Origin of the sequence: Nibribacter koreensis, assembly GCF_039541795.1 — a bacterium.
Lineage (GTDB): Bacteria > Bacteroidota > Bacteroidia > Cytophagales > Hymenobacteraceae > Nibribacter > Nibribacter koreensis.
In genome coordinates this window covers 443,759-461,481 of record NZ_BAABGX010000003.1, presented here as the reverse complement: position 1 = coordinate 461,481, position 17,723 = coordinate 443,759, and the positions used below count along the sequence as shown (strand labels likewise).

General features: G+C 51.8%; 14 protein-coding genes. 5 read left to right on the top strand and 9 right to left on the bottom strand.

All coding sequences use genetic code 11. From position 1 onward, the window contains the following. The first annotated feature begins 128 nt into the window (after positions 1-128). Positions 129-689, top strand: a complete 561-nt coding sequence (locus ABD880_RS17305) for an NUDIX hydrolase (protein WP_345168963.1) — start codon at positions 129-131, stop codon at positions 687-689. A 194-nt stretch (positions 690-883) separates the two neighbouring features. Further along, positions 884-1,474: a Pycsar system effector family protein gene (locus ABD880_RS17300; RefSeq protein ID WP_345168958.1), complete on the top strand. Its 591-nt coding sequence runs from the start codon at positions 884-886 to the stop codon at positions 1,472-1,474. Positions 1,475-1,551: 77 nt separating this feature from the next. On the opposite strand, the gene ABD880_RS17295 is transcribed toward ABD880_RS17300, so the two are convergent. From ABD880_RS17295 to ABD880_RS17275, 5 genes are all read right to left on the bottom strand, one after another. Beyond that, on the bottom strand, positions 1,552-2,319 hold the full coding sequence (locus ABD880_RS17295) for an NADase-type glycan-binding domain-containing protein (protein ID WP_345168952.1): 768 nt from the start codon (positions 2,317-2,319) through the stop codon (positions 1,552-1,554). Positions 2,320-2,351: 32 nt separating this feature from the next. Then, positions 2,352-2,876 (bottom strand): gamma carbonic anhydrase family protein, encoded by a 525-nt coding sequence (locus ABD880_RS17290; RefSeq protein ID WP_345168950.1) that lies wholly within the window; start codon positions 2,874-2,876, stop codon positions 2,352-2,354. A gap of 64 nt (positions 2,877-2,940) precedes the next feature. After that, on the bottom strand, positions 2,941-5,232 hold the full coding sequence (locus ABD880_RS17285) for a hypothetical protein (protein WP_345168945.1): 2,292 nt from the start codon (positions 5,230-5,232) through the stop codon (positions 2,941-2,943). Between the two features lie 23 nt (positions 5,233-5,255). Then, the gene (locus tag ABD880_RS17280) at positions 5,256-6,332 is read right to left on the bottom strand and encodes a DUF4249 domain-containing protein (RefSeq protein WP_345168942.1); all 1,077 of its coding nucleotides are present in this window, start codon (positions 6,330-6,332) and stop codon (positions 5,256-5,258) included. A gap of 7 nt (positions 6,333-6,339) precedes the next feature. Beyond that, complete coding sequence (locus ABD880_RS17275) at positions 6,340-9,060, bottom strand: TonB-dependent receptor domain-containing protein (protein ID WP_345168939.1); 2,721 nt, start codon at positions 9,058-9,060, stop codon at positions 6,340-6,342. Between the two features lie 88 nt (positions 9,061-9,148). Between ABD880_RS17275 and ABD880_RS17270 the strand changes: the two genes are divergently transcribed. Next, positions 9,149-9,472 (top strand): hypothetical protein, encoded by a 324-nt coding sequence (locus tag ABD880_RS17270; RefSeq protein ID WP_345168936.1) that lies wholly within the window; start codon positions 9,149-9,151, stop codon positions 9,470-9,472. 9 nt (positions 9,473-9,481) lie between these two features. Here ABD880_RS17270 and ABD880_RS17265 read toward each other — a convergent pair whose 3' ends face one another. The 3 genes from ABD880_RS17265 to ABD880_RS17255 all read right to left on the bottom strand — a co-directional run bounded on the left by ABD880_RS17265 (position 9,482) and on the right by ABD880_RS17255 (position 15,330). Beyond that, positions 9,482-10,462, bottom strand: coding sequence for a radical SAM protein (locus ABD880_RS17265; protein ID WP_345168934.1), 981 nt, complete (start codon positions 10,460-10,462; stop codon positions 9,482-9,484). Positions 10,463-11,338: 876 nt separating this feature from the next. After that, positions 11,339-13,786, bottom strand: coding sequence for a TonB-dependent receptor (locus ABD880_RS17260; RefSeq protein WP_345168930.1), 2,448 nt, complete (start codon positions 13,784-13,786; stop codon positions 11,339-11,341). A gap of 836 nt (positions 13,787-14,622) precedes the next feature. Then, entirely contained in the window at positions 14,623-15,330 is a 708-nt protein-coding gene (locus tag ABD880_RS17255) for an endonuclease III domain-containing protein (RefSeq protein ID WP_345168927.1), read from the bottom strand. An 87-nt stretch (positions 15,331-15,417) separates the two neighbouring features. Between ABD880_RS17255 and ABD880_RS17250 the strand changes: the two genes are divergently transcribed. Beyond that, positions 15,418-16,143 carry an MBL fold metallo-hydrolase gene (locus ABD880_RS17250; RefSeq protein ID WP_345168924.1) on the top strand — a complete coding sequence of 242 codons (726 nt, stop codon included), beginning with the start codon at positions 15,418-15,420 and terminating at the stop codon, positions 16,141-16,143. A 172-nt stretch (positions 16,144-16,315) separates the two neighbouring features. Next, on the top strand, positions 16,316-16,957 hold the full coding sequence (locus tag ABD880_RS17245) for a DUF2238 domain-containing protein (protein ID WP_345168922.1): 642 nt from the start codon (positions 16,316-16,318) through the stop codon (positions 16,955-16,957). A gap of 69 nt (positions 16,958-17,026) precedes the next feature. Here the strand turns inward: ABD880_RS17245 and ABD880_RS17240 are convergent, their stop codons facing one another. Next, on the bottom strand, positions 17,027-17,692 hold the full coding sequence (locus ABD880_RS17240; RefSeq protein WP_345168915.1) for a hypothetical protein: 666 nt from the start codon (positions 17,690-17,692) through the stop codon (positions 17,027-17,029). Between the last annotated feature and the right edge of the window lie 31 nt (positions 17,693-17,723).

Here is a 17,723-nt window from a genome sequence, read left to right as displayed (position 1 = left end):
GAAAACGATTTCCCCTCTACTCTCAGCCGGTTTTCTGGTTTTTGCGTACGTGTAACGCCTGTTCGTTTTTGGCCTGTTTCTGTGAAAACAGGCCAAAAACGGATAACTTCGGTTTTACATACGCCCCAATGACCACGCCCCAACCCTGGAAAATCCTTTCTTCTGAGACCGCTTACCAACACCGCTGGTACAACCTGCGCCGGGACACGGTGCAACTACCCAACGGCCTTGTTCTGGATGATTACTTTGTGAGCGTGCGTCCGGCGGGGGCCCTGGTGTTTCCGGTAACCGAAGACGGCCAGGTGATCTTTGTGCGCCAGTACAAGCACGCGGCCGGCAAGATCCTGTTGGAGCTGCCCGGCGGCATGTTTGACGCAGAAACGGAAGACCCTAGTGAGGCTGCCGCGCGGGAGTTCTATGAAGAGACCGGCTATAGCGTAGACGCCATCTCACCAATTGGCATTCTGTATGACAACCCCACCAAAGACACCAGCCAGGTACATTTGTTTATAGCCCACGGTGCAAAATTGACCGGCGCTCCTGAATGGGACATCACCGAATGCGTAGAAGTAGTGCCCATTCCGCTGGCCCAGGTCCTGCCTAAAATAATGGCCGGCGAGATACAGGTTTCCTGCTCAGTGTCCTTGTGTTTTATGGCTTTGCAACGCTTGCAAGAACACGTTTCTTAGCATAGTCTGTGCTTGTAAGAAACCAGGGTTAGCAGTGGAATATAGGATTTTTAAAGAAAATTTAACCATAAGCCCAACTACGCGCGCTAAATGAAGTATAGGAATACGTTGAGGCTTCGCCCCACCGGCTGGGCGCACCATTTTCTTGGTGAAATTACCTCAGGCGTACATACCCTACCTTCCCACGCACACCCATGGCAGAGAAAACAGACAAAAAGTTTTCTGAACTAGATTCCCCTAAAAAAGAGAAACGCCCCAGAAGAGGCACCGAAACCATGTTCCGCATTACGGCCACCAACCAGATGCGCCTAAGTGACATGGCCGACAACAAGGCGCACATTCTGCTCACCATCAATTCCATCATTGTCTCTATTGTGGTGTCTTTGTTGTTGCGCAAGCTGGGCACAGAGCCCAACCTGTTAATCCCTACCATCTGCTTTTTGATTACCTGTCTGGTGACTATTGTGTCGGCTATTCTGGTGACCATGCCCAGAATCAGCAAAGCCACTTTCTCCCGTGAAGACATTCTGGACAAGAAGGTGAATCTGCTATTCTTTGGCAACTACCACAGCATGCGCTATGAGGACTATGAGGAGGGCATCAAGACCATGATGCAAGACCCAGACTACTTGTATACCAGTTTGATCAAAGACAACTTTAGCCTGGGCCTGGTGTTGGAAAGCAAGTACCGCAGGCTGCGCTTTTCTTACATGTTCTTCATGATTGGCTTTATCATCTCTGTGCTCACTTTTGTGGTGGCTGAGATCATGAGCACGCCGCTGTAAGAAATCCGTTTTTGGGCTGTTTTCTAGAAAATAAGCTAAAAACGGCTGGTGATCACTGGCAACTGATGCCCTGTTTATTAATGGACGTCTATGCCGTCAAAATAAATTTCTGTGATGGCAGTGTCTTTGTATTCGGCGCCGGGGTACACCTCCAGAATCTCGAAGGTAAGCGTCCATGGTGTATGTTTCTTTGAGAGGCTTTTGGCCTGCGTGTTATCATTCCCCAGCGGAGAAAAGGAGAAGGACTGTTTTTTTTTAGTGTCTTGGAGGTTTAATACTCTGAAGGGTTTTCCGTTCAAGTACATCATCAACTTCTTAACCCTGGTATTATCTTTCCAGGCCTGATCACTTTTTACGTAGCCATTTACTACTATGACCTTGGTGATTCTAGGATTATCTGCCGGAAAATGGTAGGTGAGTTTTTCGCCTATGCCGTAGCCTTCCGCTCCTTCTATCCAAGCCGTCTTGTAACTTAAGTCATGGGCATTAGAAGCTGAATAGTTAGTCCCATTCACAGGCTTCAAGACCGAGGTAGCAGTGGTTGTATCTTGTCCGCCGCCGCAGTACCAGCTACAGCCTACTCCTAAAATGTCCCAATAGCTTTCAAATTCTTCATCACAGGTGGCCAGCACCTTCTTCTCATTGACAGACAGTTTCTCATGCCCGCCTTGGTAAGAAGTTTTACGCCAAAGCTCTTCACACGTCCTCTGCTTTCTTATAAACTCAGCCTCGCCCGCCGTGCTCTTTTCCACCAGATGACCTAGCGCGGGTTGCATTTCTGGTACTTTCTGGCTGTAGCTGACCAGGGAGACAAGTAGCAAAGGAAGGGCGAATAGCGTTCTCATTTAGGTAGGATAAGGTATCTCTATGGTGTGAGCTAGTTCTGCTCTCCTTCCTGAAACCAGCTGGCGTACAGCACATAATTATCGGCGGTTTTGGCCATGGCGGCGATTTGGTCTGGGCTTAGGGCTTTCACTTTTTTGGCGGGAACGCCGGCGTAGATGTGGCCGCTTTCGCAGATGGTGTTTTCCAGGACCACGGCCCCGGCGGCTATGATGCAGTGCTGCTGTACCACGGCGTTGTCCATGACAATAGAACCCATGCCAATGAGCACGTTATCCTCTACCGTACAGCCGTGCACCAGCGCGTTGTGGCCTATGCTCACGTTGCTGCCAATGGTAGTGGGCGCTTTCTGGTAGGTGCAGTGGATGACGGCCCCGTCCTGGATGTTGGTCTTGTTACCAATTCTTATGCGGTGCACGTCTCCCCTAATCACAGCGTTGAACCAGACAGTGCATTGGTCGCCTAACTGGACGTCGCCTACAATGGTGGCGTTGGGGGCAATAAAACAGGCTTCGCCCCAGGTGGGCATGATTCCTTTAACGGGTAAGATAACAGACATGGCAAAATGAGTTTTAACAAAGCTAAAATAAAAAAAGCCTCTCCAGAAGGACAGGCTTTTTTTATTACAAAGCGGCAGCCACGTGAAACGTGTGCGTCTGGCTGACTAACTGCCCGGCGGCGTTCCTGCCTTTTACGGTGATGACAAACGGCCCCACGTCATCTGATGTATAGAAACTGACGGTGGCCTGTCCTTTGGCATCCAGTTTTACAGAAGGGCTCCAGTACATCAAAGACCTAAAGTCTGGGACACGCTCCTGCGCACTGACCTCATAGGCTGGGGCTTTAAAGGCCAGAACGGGTGCTACACCATCCCATGAGAAAGTGCGGTCATCCTTGAAAGTGTCTGGATGCAACTCTTTGTTAAGGGTAGTAATGGAGATAACCCCGTTGCGCGCCATCTGCCCTATTCTTCTTAGCCGGGCGGTGGAGTAATACAATCCTATTTTCTCTAGCTGGTCGCCGGGCAGTTGCAGCACCCATTGGGTGTTAAACGTAGGGTAGCCGTTTACAATGAACAAAGGATGTTCTTTAAAGGTGGTGTTCAAATCCAGAGAGAAGATTCTGGGCTCGCGGCCTTGGGGCGTGTTCACGATGCTGGTGATGGGCAGGACTTCTTTGATGACTTCCTCTACGTTTTTAAAGGCTACGTACTTGGTCAGGTCAAAGGCTCTGTCTGGCGCGCCTATGCTCTCTGGGTCTAAAGGAGAGGGCAAACTGCTGGTGTTGGCCGGGGCAGGACGTAAGGACGTAAAGGCCCTGCTCAATAACTTGCGCTGGGCGGCTTGTTGCAGATACAGCTTCTCTTGATGCGTATGTACTAAAGGCGCCTTGAATCTGGACACTTTCTGTACGCTTGCCGCCTGCCATTGCACGCGGGCCCGGTCTACGCGTTTACCCAACTGCAACACGTCATAGATCAACCGGCTGGTGGCGGTAAAGTTGGGGTCACTTAGCACAAAACTGCCGTCTTGCTGGGCATTGAGAATGATGGTGCCGGCTTCTTCCTCGCCCATGAACATGATAGTGGCCCCGGGCAAGGGCTTACCCGAAGCATCTACCACCACTCCTCTTTTTGCGCCAATAGTTTCTTGTGCGGTATCTGTAGGCACTGGCATTTGTGCTGTCACTTGTTCTTGTAACTTAAAGGAAACGGGTAGCTTGCGCATTTCCCACTCCATGGCTTCGGGTGTAGAAGCGTAGTTCTGGTTTTGCACGGCCATGGACAAAGTAGCGCTGGCAGGACCAGTGAAGGTAACGGTAACTTTCTCGCGTCTGCCGTAGCGCTGGCGGTCGGTTTTCAGGGCGACTAAAGTGGAGGCAGTGGTTGGCAAGTAAAGGGTTCTGCTGGCTTCTACTTTTCCGGCGCTGTTTAGTACCACTACTTGTCCAGTTTGCCCCAACGCGCTGTTTTGAAAGGTAATCTCTTGCGGGGTATTGGTAGTCAGGCTGATCTTCTGAGATTGGACTGGTGCCCCCGCTGTCATGAAAGACACCAGCACTTCTTTTGACCCGGCTACTTTGGTCCATTCAAGGTTAGGCTGCACCCGTACGCGCACCTGTGTAGGTGAGACAGGATTTACTTGCAAGGCAATGCCAGAGGCTATCACAGGCATAACGGTGGTGGTGGTTCTGCCTTGGGCATCTATCACCTGCACCTTGTGGGTCTGGGCCGTGGCTGGCGTTAGTTTCACCAGCGCTTTGCCCATGGCATCCGTTTTAAAAGTGGCCACGGTTTTGTTGGCGCCGTCCAGCACTTTGCCATTCATCTCTAAAAAGGCACTTCCGGTAACCTGCACGGCTACTAGCCCTTCAGCCCCGGCTACAAGACTTCCTCCCTCTGGGTAGGCTTGCACCTGCAAGGTGGAGAGGCCTAAGGTCTGGGCATCGGCCATTTCTAGTTGCACGGGTCCTAAGATGCGCAAGACGGTACTGGTTTGGTTTCTGGGTGCACTAGCGGCGTAGGTCACCATCTCATATTCGCCGGCGGGCAAAGAGTCTGCCAACGGGATGGCTCCCTGGGCAACTCCCTCCTTTAAGGCAAACTGGTAACTGCGGCTGTGCTCTGGTTTTAGTCCCCGCACTTCTACCTGCACCAATGAGGTTTCTCCTTCGGGCTGGGCAAGTGCGTCTGCGGTGACGTATGCGGCAAAGCGCACGGTGTCTCCGCTGGCATAGAACGGTTGAGACAGATGCACCTGTAGCGGAGAAGACGCCGTGTTTTGCATGGTCCAGCCTTGCAACGGCTGTAGCCACTGGTCCCATTGCTGGTTTGGCCAGGGAGTAAACGCCAGCATAGGCAATAGCAACAGCGCCACACTTACCTGGGGTAATTTTTTAAAGGGGAAACGGTTCATGGAGAACTTGAATGTAGAAGTAATTACCAGAAAGATGGTCTAAGGGTGGTGCTGTTGTTGATGACTCTGCAATCATCATCATAGTCAAACAAAGGCGGCGGATTGGGCACATCGGTGCGGCTTAGGTTGATGATCTTCCTACTAATGGCAGAGGCGCCAAAATACCCAATCACCATTTCGTTGGGGTCATTGACGTTGTACAGGTTGCCCTTGGCATTGGCCGGCGGCGGATCCAGAACAGAACCGGTCTTAGACGTCTGCATGGCCATGACGCGCCAGTAATCGTATGCCGTCTCTGACAAGGAATACTGCCGTACTTCTACCCGGTACCTGATGCTGAGCGTCTGGGCGTTTACCGGAATGGTGGCCACCTGCTGTCCCGTTACCAGATTGCCGTTGAACAGACGGTCATCTACCACAGAGATGGGATTGATGGAGTCCTTCACCCAGCAGGTAGTGCAGCAAGATTTAGGCCTTGACACCAATCTGCCGGTTCTCAGGTCTTTTTCTGTGTACTCCCAGGGCTGGGTAGCCACTTCATACACTCCGGTCCAATCCCAACGGTAGAAGTTGCGTTCGCCCGCTGGGTCTTTCATCTGCAAAGTCAATTCAAACCGATTGTCTGGCAGCTCATTCTCACCTTTTAAAATGGTGCGCTGCACATAAGTGCTTTTCACATCATCAATGGCGGGCACGGCGGGCATGGTCTCTGCCTTGGATTGATAGATGCGGCCATCTTTCAGGCGCACCGTCAGCGTATAGGTACCCCCCACGCGGCCTTTCACACCCAACGCATCTGCCCTGCTTCTGTACACGCCACGCTGGTACTGCGCCAGTTGCTCTACCTTTCCTGTCTCATCTTCTATTCTCACCACGGCGTCATGCACCGCAGGGTCAACAATAGACAGGTTGCCCCCGTACGGTGAACTCATGTTCACATACACGTAGTAAGGCCCCGGGTCTGTGGTGATCATGCCAGAGATGGTCATGACCTTCTCATCATCTGGCATCTTTAAGTCTACCGGCTCCACGCAACCGGCCAGCAACAAAGGCAAGGCCAGCAAAAACCAACGGCACAATGATTTCATTTTCTGTGTCATGCTAATGTTAAAACTTGAATTCATAAGAGATGGAAGGCAACGGAATACCCACCACAGACAGTTTGTACGGCTTAGGTACAGAATACCGCTCATGTTTATAGAAGACTGAATAAGCATTCTTGCGGCCGTACACGTTGTTCACAGACAGGTTCCAGCGGCCTTCCCACTTTTTGTCTTTCTTGTGGTTGGTCTCAATGGTCAAGGACAAATCCAGGCGGTGGTAGTCTGGAATGCGAGCCTGGTTGCGAGGGCCATAAATAGGGATGATTCTGCCCTCATTGAGGTAATGCCCAATGGGCGCGGTTGTAGGGCGGCCGGTGCTATAGGTAAAATTAGAAGTCAATGCCACCCTGCGGTTCATCTGCCAGGCCGTCACCAGGTTAAAGGTGTGCGGCTTGTCATGGTTGCTGGAGTACCACTCGCCCCGGTTAATTTCTTCTTCTGGATTGTCTGAGGCCACTTGAATCAAGGAACGGGCATAGGTATAACTGGTCCAGCCGGTCACCTTGCCACTTTTTTTAGACAGCAAGACCTCGGCGCCATAGGTTCTGCCTTTACCCGCCAACAAATCTGCCTCTACGGCCGGGTTCAGCCACAGATCAGCGCCTTCTTTGTAGTCCAGCATGTTCTGGATGTCCTTGTAGTAGCCTTCCACAGAGAATTCTAGGGCGTTGTCCAGCAGATTATGGAAGTAGCCCAAAGAGTACTGGTCACCCACCTGTGGTTTAATATAGGTGTTGCTGGTCTGCCAGAAGTCAATAGGCGAGATGCCCACCGTGCTAGACACCAAATGAATGTATTGGCGCATGCGCTGATAACCGGCTTTAATAGAGCTGTTCTCCGTGATGTTGAACTTTAAAGACACCCGTGGCTCAGGGCCCGAATACTTGGCAATGGTCTGGCCTGCCTCATAGTGCAAGGTGTCTGTGATGGTTCTGATTCTTTTGGGTTCACCGGGGGCGTACACGTACACCTGGCCGGGGCCCACGTTCCAGAACGTAGAGAACCGTAGACCTGCTATCAAACTTAACCGCGGGGTGATGGTGAATTCATCGCTCAGGTACACGGCCCCTTCCAGGGACTGCTGGTACGGCAACGCCGACCCATTCACGGAAGACTCCTCTGAGGTAGCCGTCAATATGCCCGGCTGAAACTCATAGCGCGTCCCCTGAAAACCAGCCGTAATCACATGCCTGCCGGCGTAATAGGTCAACTCTGGTTTTACTTCAACAGACCAGATGCCGTTTTTAAAGGACGATGCCCTTGCTTCTAACTCATCTTTAGACTCAAAACTGTATTTGCTCACCACGCCACTCAAAGTGCCTACCAGTTTCTCACTAAAGGTATGCGTGTGCTTGATGGACGCGCCAATGTTCTGCCAGTTGTACAAACTGTCCTCGGTAAACCCGAAGGCATCCTTACTGAAATACCCGCCAATGGCTAGCTTGTCCTTCTCCCCGAACTGGTGGTTTACCTGCGCGGTGATGTCATAGAAAGAGGCGCTGCTACGGCGCAGCTCCTCGTCTTTGAGACGCTTTAAAAACCAGTCCAGGTAAGACACGCGGCCGGCTACTAAAAACGTGGTCTTCTTATCAGCGCCTAAAGGTCCTTCCAGCACCAATCTGCTGGTTACAGGGCCTAAAGCACCTTTGCCGGTAAGTTTATTCTTGTTGCCTTCTTTCTGTTTTACATCTAACACGGAGGATAGCCTACCGCCAAACTGCGCAGGAATACCACCTCTGTACAAGGTCACGTCCTGCACCGCGTCTGGGTTGAACACCGAGAAGAACCCGAACAAGTGGCTGGGATTATACACGGGCACGCCGCCCATCAAGACCAGGTTCTGGTCTGTACTTCCGCCACGCACGTTAAAGCCGCCAGAGCCTTCACCTACGGAGCTCACGCCCGGCAACAACATCACGGCCTTCACCACGTCTGCCTCGCCCATGAAGGAAGGCATCTTGCGCACCACGCCCATGTCCAGTTTGTTCACGCCCATCTCAATGCTGTTCACGTTCTGGTCGGTGAGGCGCTCTGAGTTGATTTGTACCTCGCGCAAGGCCACGGCGTTTTCATACAGGGTTACGTCTACTTTGCCAGAGTTGTACAGGGCCACAATGCGCTCTTCAGACATTAAGCCTACCACGCGGTAAGACACCAAGTGCTCTCCTACCGGCAGACTGATCTCATAATTCCCCTCAGCATCAGACATGGCACCGGCTTTCATGGCCTCCACAGCCACGGTGGCTCCGGCCACGCCTTCGTTGGTTTTAGCGTTTACTAAGCGGCCCCGCAACGTGACCTTGGCGGCCCTGGAGGCGTTCTGCGGACTTCCAATCTGCACCCTGTTCAAGGGTCTTCCCTGGCTGTCTTTGGTGGCCAAGACCGGCTGCACAAACCCAGCAGGCTTGATGACAACGGCGTATGGATGGTATTGGATGAACTCCAGCGTAGTACCTTCTAAAGATTTGCGCAGCACCTCTGGCAGAGGCGTACGGTCAAAACTAGCCGTTACCTTTATGTCTGACAGCCATTGGCTCTGGTAATAAAACCGCACCGGTGATTTCTTCTCCAGGTCGTTTAGGATAGTCTGCAGCGGCGCCTGGTCATAACGCGCTGTGATCAGGGAGTCTGGCGTGGTTTGGGCGGTTGCCAGCAGCGGAAGAAAAGCTAACAAGCAGGCAATGAGGGAAGCTAAATAGGGGAAGCGCATGTAATGCTGGGTCATATAAGCGTGCCAAAGTAAAGGGTACTATCTTTTAGGGCAATTCTTTCTCTCCAAACCAACCGTAGTGCCATCCCTTCAAAAACCAAAAATGAACGGCTCGTTCATTAGTAGCGCAAAGCCTGGATTTCTTACACATCTTTTTGCAGGAAGGCCACAGCACAGCCTGTCCTTGCCTGGTTGGAAAGATTTTAACGAGCAGATTGCACGTTTCTGGGTTATTTTCCAGAAAACAGGGCAAAAACGAAAAAGGAGTTGCTTGAAAGAAAAGCAAGGAATACAAAGCCAGATGCCGCCAAAACGGTTGACCTTATATGAGATAGACAAAGAAAGGAAACTTATCCCCTATGGCAAAACAGATACCGTTAAATACTTACTAGTTGGTAGTTCAACCTCTGTGCCTATGCGTATTTAATGGCCCGTGCTAAGACAGCATTTTCTTCCAGGTGCCCTTGCGGAGGTTGTACTTGAGGGTGCTGGGCAGGGCCTTCCACCAGTAGCTGTTCAGCTCCACGGCAAAGCTGGGTTGCATGTAGCAGTTGATGGTACAGCCTTCGCAGGCGGGCAGTCGGCCTTCCAAGGCAATCAGTTCCTTTACCTCTTGGGACTTGTACAGGTCATACAGCTGCCCTTGGATGGGAAAGGTTTTCGCACCCAGATGGTAACACGGCAAGACTAGTTCATTCTCCGGCGAAATCACCAAAGTAGTGCTGGCCGCTTTGCAAACCGGTTTGTCCACATGGTTGCCGCCGTCTTTGCGCAACTTGACGAAAGCTTCGTTCAGGTACACCCATTTCTGCTTGCTGAACTTGACCAGGTAATCCAGCTCCTCCTCGGAAAGTTGGTCGCCGGTTTCTACTTGGTTGTATTCAAAGGCCGGGTTCAAGAGCAACATCAATTTATTGGGCAGGCAAATCTCATTGTACACCCGCTCCATCTGGTCCAGGTTATGTTTGAAGACCGTGAACAGAATATCTGGCCGTTCGCCCAGGCGTTTGGCAATTTGGATAGACTCTAGCACGAAATCAAAACAAGCCACGCCTCTTCCGGTGTCGTGTTCGGTTTTGTCTGCGGAGTCCAGGGAGAAGTGCAGCATGTCCACCTTGCCTTTCAGGCGCTCGGCCCATTTGGGGTAGAGCATGCCGTTGGTGGTGAGGGTGGTAATAAAACCCATCTCCTGGGCCGTGCCCAAAAACTGGTCTATCTGCCGATGCAACAAGGGCTCACCGCCGGTAAAGTCCACCACGTTCACGCCCAGCCGGCGCAGGTCCCGCAGGTTCTGCTTCACGTCCTCCAGTTCAATGTACGGCGAGGGTTTTTCCCAAATGTCACAGAAGGAGCACTTGGCGTTGCACCGGTACGTCACGTAGTAATTGGCCAGAACGGGATGATGGATTAAGCGCATTTAAGTTGGTTCTACTGATGCCTTGGCTTGTGCAAGGTACGCATTGCATACGGATTAAAGGAGATAAGCGGTGAGTGTCGTTTTTGTTGTTGCTCTCTTTTTGGGTTGTTTTCTGGAAAAGAGGTGGAAAACGGGTTTGATGGTTGATTGTTTATTGCCAGAATTCTGGCAAGAGTCTTCAGACTCGTGACATGGGATGATTCGAGTCTTCAGACTCGGGATAAGTCTTCAGACTTGCATTGGTTTTCGCTTTTATTGCGTATTCTCACAAACAACCCAGACTGAGGTTTAATCTTCTTTGTCCCCCTTTGAAAGGGGTAAGGGGATGACCTATTTTATCCGATTTCCTGGGTTGTTGGTGCTCCTACCAACCGCTTTTACTTTCCATTCCCATCTGCCGTGCACGCAGTTAGCTAATCTTGAGCAAGGCCGCTTCATCCGGTGCCCTTATGCTGCTTTGTTTCATTTCTACTGCCAAGCGCTCGCGGCCGCGGGGCCCCGTCTTCCCGCCTCGCGCTGTACCAGCTTGCCTCTTCTGCGTGGCTGCTTCATGGGGTATTTGACCGGTTCCTGCTCTGTAGTAACTGCTGATAAGTCAGAGGCGGCAACCTGCTTAGGCGACTCGACGGAAAGACTGGATCAGGGTGCGGGTAGCAAAGGCTGATACTAAGCTCAGACTCCCCCCTTGAGGGGGGCGAAGGGGGGTGTTTACACTAGTGGATAAAAATATCAGAAAAAAATATCAATCGATTAAAAACCCTCGGTTGTGAAGGCTCCTACTAGTAACTATCCCGTTTTTGGGCTCATTACCCAAAACCAGCCCAAAAACGCATTACAAAAAAGCCCCTCTTCACGGGAGAGGGATTGGGGTGAGGTTTAAAACTCAAACACAAACCCGAAGCTAGGCAAGAACGTCACGTCATCCTCATCCAGAATCAAGGGAATGGCATTGGAGCCGTTGGCTTGTAAGCTCTGTCCGTCTGTGGTGGCAAAGCCGGTGTTGTCTGCGTTGCGCTGGAAGGTGTATTGCGGTAAAGATGGGCCTTTGAACCGGAAGATGTTTTGGATGTCTATGTACACAGACAAGGTAGTGCGTTTGTAGTTCCACTTTTTGTCCAGGCGCACGTCCAACTGTTGGAACGAGCGCAGGCGCTGCGTGTTCAGGCGGTCATAGTCCAGCAGGCCGGTGCCTAGGGAAGCGTAGTTTTGTTGCGAGGCTTCCAAGTCAAACGGCGTGTAGGGCGAGCCGCCGGCAAAACGGTACTTGCCGCCCAGTTCCCAGTTCTTGCCAAACTGCCAGCCCAGCAACGCGGATACTAGGTGACGGTTGTCCCACGCCGAGGCGATGTAGTTTTCGTTGTCCAGGCCCGTGAACTCACTGCGCACCAGCGTATACGAAACAGAGCCGTACAAACCCCGCGTTAGCTTCTGCTGGAAGAAAAACTCGGCGCCATATGCGCGTCCTTTGCCCACGCTAGCTACGGCCTCGTTGCCAATCGCGCCAAACTCAATGCCTTGGTTGGCCAGAGAAACGCCATCGCGCAAAGAAACCGGGTAGTTACCGTAGCGCTTGTAAAAGCCCTCCACGGTGAGGCGGTTGGCAATGGTAGGCAAAAACTCCACTCCTGCCACGTAATGCGTAGATTGGATGTAGTCACTATCTTGGTTCACGTACGCGCCAGAGGCATCTTTATAGCCCAGCACTGTGTAGATGGGTAGACGGTAATAAGTACCCACAGAACCATTCAGTTTCCAGCGCTCCGTTAAAGAGTAAGACGCAGACAAGCGGGGCGACAGCGTTTCCAGCGGGTTGTTGCCATCCGTAGTGAACGAGTTCATATCCGTGCGCAGGCCCAAAGAAAGGCTCAGTTTATCTTGCAGAAAGCTCTTGGACGTTTGCCCATACAGGCCGTAGCGGAAGAAATTTAAATTGGTGTCAAAATCCAGGACTACCCTTGGCTGCACTACGTTTCCGTTTTGGTCTCGCACCTCCTGCCGTAGCTGGCTGAAGAAGTTGTTGTCATAGCCCACGTACTGCCCAATAGCGCCGTAGGAGAACTTCCAGCCACCCACAAACTGGTTCACGTCTAGTCTCAGCTTATTCTCTCTTTCCTGGGACCGCGCCTTGAGCACTCTTCTGGATTCATCGCCGTACTGTGCGTCCTCAAAACGGTCTAAGTCGTTTTCAAAGACGTTCCTGCTCAAAGACACCTGCACAAAGCCGTTCTCTAAAGAGCGCTTCAAGCTAATCCCTGTCGTGTAATTCCATTGATTAATGAGCGGGTTAGACCTGATGATGTACTCATTCTCAGGCGATGATTTTTTAGGCACGGCAAAACTGAACTCGTCAATAGCGCCAATGCCCAATGCCGTGATGGTGGTTTTGGCGTTCAACTGATGCGTGACCTTGTACTGAAAATCCCAATAGTTGGGCCGGATGGGTAAGTCAATGGCCTTGAACAGCAACTGCAAATAAGACCGTCTGGCCGATGCCAAAAAAGTAGTCCTAGGCGCCAGCGGACCTTCTAGGGTACCCGCCAGCTCCGTCGCGCTTAGGCGCACGTTGCCTTGCAGGCGGTCTGGGTTGCCGTCGCGTTGTTTAAACTGGAACACGCTGGATAGGGCGTTGTCATACCTGGCGTCAAAGGCGCTGGTGCTCAGGGTCACGTCCTCAATAAAGGACACGTTCAAGATGCCCTGCGGACCGCCGCTACTCCCCTGCGTAGAAAAGTGGTTGATGACCGGTATCTCAATGCCATCTAGAAAAAAGACGTTCTCACCGGGTCCGCCGCCCCTGATCACAATGTCATTTCTGAAACCGGCGCCCGTGCTCCCCGCTCCGGCCACTCCTGGCAAAGTCTGTATCACCCTGGATATATCGAAATTCCCACCCGGGTTGCTCTTAATCTCTTCACTGCTCAAACTCTGCACGGATAATGGCGTCTCTGCCATAGCCACCCTAATGGACCGGTCCATGGCTATTTCTACCGCTTGCAATTGGGTCTGGCTGGGAGCCAGGTCTAAGTTAAGCGTCAAGGCGTTGCCCGAAGTCACTGGCACATTATAACGCGTAATGGGTTCATAGCCTAAATAGGTGGCCTTGAGGTTGTAACTGCCCGTGGGCACGCTTTCCAGTCTGTAACGGCCCTGGGCATCGGTGGAGACACCTAGGGTGGTTCCCTCTAAACTTACCGTGGCACCGATGATGGGTTCCTGCGTATTCCTGTCCCGCACTACGCCCGTAATCCTTCCCACGCTTTGGGCTTGCGCCTGATAAAAATTCAAGATAAAGACAAACGAAAACAGGACGAAGAAGGGTCTCATGGCAGATAATGGCAAATACAGTGATTTTACGCGTGCAACCTCTAAATGGGGCTTTATGTTTTAAAATGCAAGCAAACTCCGTTTTTGGCCTCTTTTTCACAAAACAGCCCAAAACCGGCCGTTGCCGAAAACGCTCTCAGTGGAGAAGAGTTTTATCTGGAATGAGGGAGAGACAAGGCAATCCGTTGTCTTTACAACTTCTGCAAAAAAGGTTCTGCAACGCCAACCCCCTCATCCTAACCTTCTCCCTCAGGGAGAAGGGACTGCGCTGTTCCGTTTTCAGCCCGCTTCCCAGAAAACAGGCAAAAATGAATCATTCCAAATCTCCACCCCCCGCGCCAGCGCATGTAAACATTGCAACCGCTCCAACAGCAGTCCGCCAGCCCTTGACCGAGGGAAAAGAGACTGGTCAATTTAAGTCTCTTTGCCCGAGGGAGATAGCAGTGACTTCTCATATGGCATTGGCGTAAGTTCACCATGAAACGAATCACGCCAGCCAGGTGCACCTCTCTGAGCCCCCGCCCTGTCTGAGCGGTCAGCGAGTTCGGGGGCTCTTGATTCTTTTGGTTACTTTTCTCATCAAGGAGAAAAGTGACAAACCCGGGCAGAAAGTAATTGAAGGAAAAGCTTAGTAAGAGGAATTGGGAGGTAGCGGCTTGGACAGCAGTCATGGTTGTTGGTGATAACACCAACGACGGCGAGAGGTATGCTCAACTTGTGTAAACACCCCTCTACGCTCCCCTCAAGGGGAGAATTGCGTTTAATAACAGCTTTAGTATCGCCAACAATCATAACCATTTTCAGCTTATTTTTAAGAAAACAGCCCAAAAACGGTTTTACACGTCAATGCCCTTGCTGCGCACTTCTTCATAATAGTTACACAGGTTCTGCAGGTCACAAGACCCGCATCTGGGGTTCCTGAAGGTGCAGACCTTTTGGCCGTGCTTGAGCATGTGCCGGTGAAAGTTATACAGCACCTGAGCGTCTGGGGGAAACATCTCTAACAAGATGGCGTGCGCTTTGTCATGGGTGACTTTGGCGCCAATCAAACCCACCCGCTGACTAATGCGGTGCACGTGCGTGTCTACGGGCAACACCGGCTTATGAAAGTTGAACAGCAAGACCAAGGTGGCCGTCTTCAGGCCTACGCCGGGCAGCGCCATGAGCCAGTCCATGGCAGGCGCCACATCCATCTGCTCCAGAAAAGCCAGGTTAAAGTCTGGATGCGTCTGCTGAATGATGCGCAGGGTCTTCTGGATGTTCACCGCCTTGGCGCCGGGGAACTCGGCCGGAGACAGCGCGTCTGCCAGTTCTTCTACGGGGGCGTCCATCACCTCTTGCCACGTGGGGAACCGCTCCAGCATCTGGGAATAGGCCTTTTCTTCATTGGCGTGCGTGGTCCTATGCGAGAGCATGGTAGAGATGAGTTCGCGCATGGGGTCCCGCCGGGGGTAGGTGGGCAGAAGTCCAAACACGTCGTTTAACCGTAGGTGTACCTGCCAGGCTTTGTCTTTGGGCGAAAGGGTGTGGGCCAGTGACGACATACAATCAGAAAGGTTTGTCATTGAAACGCGCCTCCCAAGGGAAAGTTTACGTACAAAACCTGACAGACTCACAACATCCATAACGCTATGAAATTCAGATTTTTAGGAACCGGAGGAGCCTTTGACACCGACTACGGCAATTCGGCGGCCATGGTCTCTTTCAAAGAGAAAAGCATTCTGCTGGACTGCGGCTTTACCGTGTACCCGGCGCTGCGCCAGCACCAGCTCACGCGCACCATAGAATATATCCTGCTCACCCACCTGCACAATGACCATACCGGCAGCCTGGCCAACGTGCTGTTGCACTGCCACTTCTTCAACAAGAACTGCCGGCCCATTATTTTATACCCAGATGATGACTTCAGGAGTGAGCTGTATGAGTTCTTGCGGTTGCAGCTGCAGAAGCCAGAAGAGTACGCCGAGTTCCTCCCTTTGTCTGAGATGCCGGGCATTACCGCAGTAGACACCTTTGGCCAGCACGCCGAGAACTACCAGTCCTATGCCTATATCTTTGAGGACGAAGGCAACCGCGTGGTCTTCTCAGGAGATTTGGGCCAGCCCGAAGCCTTGTTCGCCCACATCAGGAGCCTGCCGCCGCGCCCCACCTGCATCTACCATGACATCACGTTCAATGAACAGAACACGGCCCACACCTATTATAAAAAGCTGATACCCCTGGTAGGCGACTATAACCTGTATGGCTACCATTGCGACCCTACCCAAAACCCTGAAGACAATCCCTTCCCGCTGGTGTACCATCAGCCCAACATGATGATTACCAGCGACTCCCTACAAAAGCAGCTGAGTCTTTGACACAGCTTTCGTTTTTGGCCTGTTTCCTGTAAAACAAGCCAAAAACGAATCTGCAAGACAAGGCCCCTCCCCCATCAAAATTTTAGAAAGAAGAGAGCGCAAGCAGCGGCTAGGGTTTTAGATTAAATCTTAGGCAGAACCGCTATCTTGCGCTTTGTTCATTAGATCCCGTATGGCTTTTACGTTTGCCCTTGACCCTGAGCGCCAGCATTTCAGGAAGAATCCATTACTTATTGCCTATGTACTTATTTTTCTGGGCTACTGGGCCTACACCGGCTTTAACACGCCAGACTTAAACAACTGGTGGCTGGAGAATACGCTCACGTTCACGGCCATCATCCTGCTGGTGGCGTTTTACAAGCACTTTAAGTTTTCTGATGCCAGCTACACCTGCATGTTTCTGTTTATGATGCTGCACGTGTACGGCAGCCAGTATACCTACTCAGAAAACCCGTTTGGGTATTGGGTGAAAGACGAATTGGACCTGGCCAGAAACCACTATGACCGGTTGGTGCACTTCGGGTTTGGGTTCTTGCTGGCCTACCCCCTATATGAGGCCTTTAGACGCCTCACCAACATGCGGTTACTGTTTGCCTTGCTGTTGCCCATTGAACTCACCATCAGCCTGGGCGCTTTCTATGAATTGATTGAGTGGGCCGTAGCCGATATCTTCTTCCCGGCGCAGGGCATGGCCTATCTGGGAACGCAAGGCGACATCTGGGATGCCCAGAAAGACATTGCCATTGCCATGTTTGGCGCCATGCTCACCATGGGCACCGTCTTCTTAGCCAATAGGTTCTCCGCTAAAAAGTAATTCCCGTTTTTGGGCTGTTTTCTGCAAAACAGCCCAAAAACGGGAATTACTTTTCTGTTCTCTAACAGATTAGTTCGGCTTCACTTTCACGTCGCCGGGCTCCATCTTCACTTTGCCCAGCGGGGTTTCAATCTTGGTCTCTTCCTGGTTGATGTTGATTTTCACCTTGCCGGCCACGTATTTCACTTCTTTAGAAGCCCGCTTGTAGTAATACTGGCGCGAAGTCCAGTAACGGCGCAATTCCTCTAGACTCATCTGGCTGGACCGGCGGGCATCATTGGCCAAAGACCGTTGCAAAGCAGCCTTGGTGGGTTTACGATACACCGTAGAAACGGTACGCCTTGCGGGCGTGGGGGTTTTCGTTTCGGTTTTCACCGTTGAGCTGGTGTTGGTATTTGTTCTTGTTTCTACCTCAGTAGCGGCACCTGCCGCGTTGCCAGAGGCCGAAGCAGTAGTTCTAACGGTTTGGGAACCGCTGCTGGTTCTCTCTGACCTGGGGGTGTAGGCCATGTCCTCATCTGGCCACTCAGAGGCATACCTGTTGTAGGTGCTGTCATCACCGGTGTAGGCCACGCCCGTGGTGTCAATGTCTGCGCTGTCTGGCGTAAAGACCAAGGTGTCTTCTACCGTAGTCTGGGGCAGGTCGGCGCGGGCTTCTTCATTCTTCACTTTCTCACAGGCGCCCAGGGTAAGCGCCAACAAGAGGATGCCAACTGGCTTTATGTTTAGTTTCATAGTTTTGTACAATTAGTCACTACCGCTTAAA

Coding starts and splice junctions, on each gene's coding strand:
- ABD880_RS17305 (WP_345168963.1), top strand. CDS start 129: ATGACCACGCCCCAACCCTGGAAAATCCTTTCTTCTGAGACCGCTTAC.
- ABD880_RS17300 (WP_345168958.1), top strand. CDS start 884: ATGGCAGAGAAAACAGACAAAAAGTTTTCTGAACTAGATTCCCCTAAA.
- ABD880_RS17295 (WP_345168952.1), bottom strand. CDS start 2,319: ATGAGAACGCTATTCGCCCTTCCTTTGCTACTTGTCTCCCTGGTCAGC.
- ABD880_RS17290 (WP_345168950.1), bottom strand. CDS start 2,876: ATGTCTGTTATCTTACCCGTTAAAGGAATCATGCCCACCTGGGGCGAA.
- ABD880_RS17285 (WP_345168945.1), bottom strand. CDS start 5,232: ATGAACCGTTTCCCCTTTAAAAAATTACCCCAGGTAAGTGTGGCGCTG.
- ABD880_RS17280 (WP_345168942.1), bottom strand. CDS start 6,332: ATGACACAGAAAATGAAATCATTGTGCCGTTGGTTTTTGCTGGCCTTG.
- ABD880_RS17275 (WP_345168939.1), bottom strand. CDS start 9,060: ATGACCCAGCATTACATGCGCTTCCCCTATTTAGCTTCCCTCATTGCC.
- ABD880_RS17270 (WP_345168936.1), top strand. CDS start 9,149: ATGAACGGCTCGTTCATTAGTAGCGCAAAGCCTGGATTTCTTACACAT.
- ABD880_RS17265 (WP_345168934.1), bottom strand. CDS start 10,462: ATGCGCTTAATCCATCATCCCGTTCTGGCCAATTACTACGTGACGTAC.
- ABD880_RS17260 (WP_345168930.1), bottom strand. CDS start 13,786: ATGAGACCCTTCTTCGTCCTGTTTTCGTTTGTCTTTATCTTGAATTTT.
- ABD880_RS17255 (WP_345168927.1), bottom strand. CDS start 15,330: ATGTCGTCACTGGCCCACACCCTTTCGCCCAAAGACAAAGCCTGGCAG.
- ABD880_RS17250 (WP_345168924.1), top strand. CDS start 15,418: ATGAAATTCAGATTTTTAGGAACCGGAGGAGCCTTTGACACCGACTAC.
- ABD880_RS17245 (WP_345168922.1), top strand. CDS start 16,316: ATGGCTTTTACGTTTGCCCTTGACCCTGAGCGCCAGCATTTCAGGAAG.
- ABD880_RS17240 (WP_345168915.1), bottom strand. CDS start 17,692: ATGAAACTAAACATAAAGCCAGTTGGCATCCTCTTGTTGGCGCTTACC.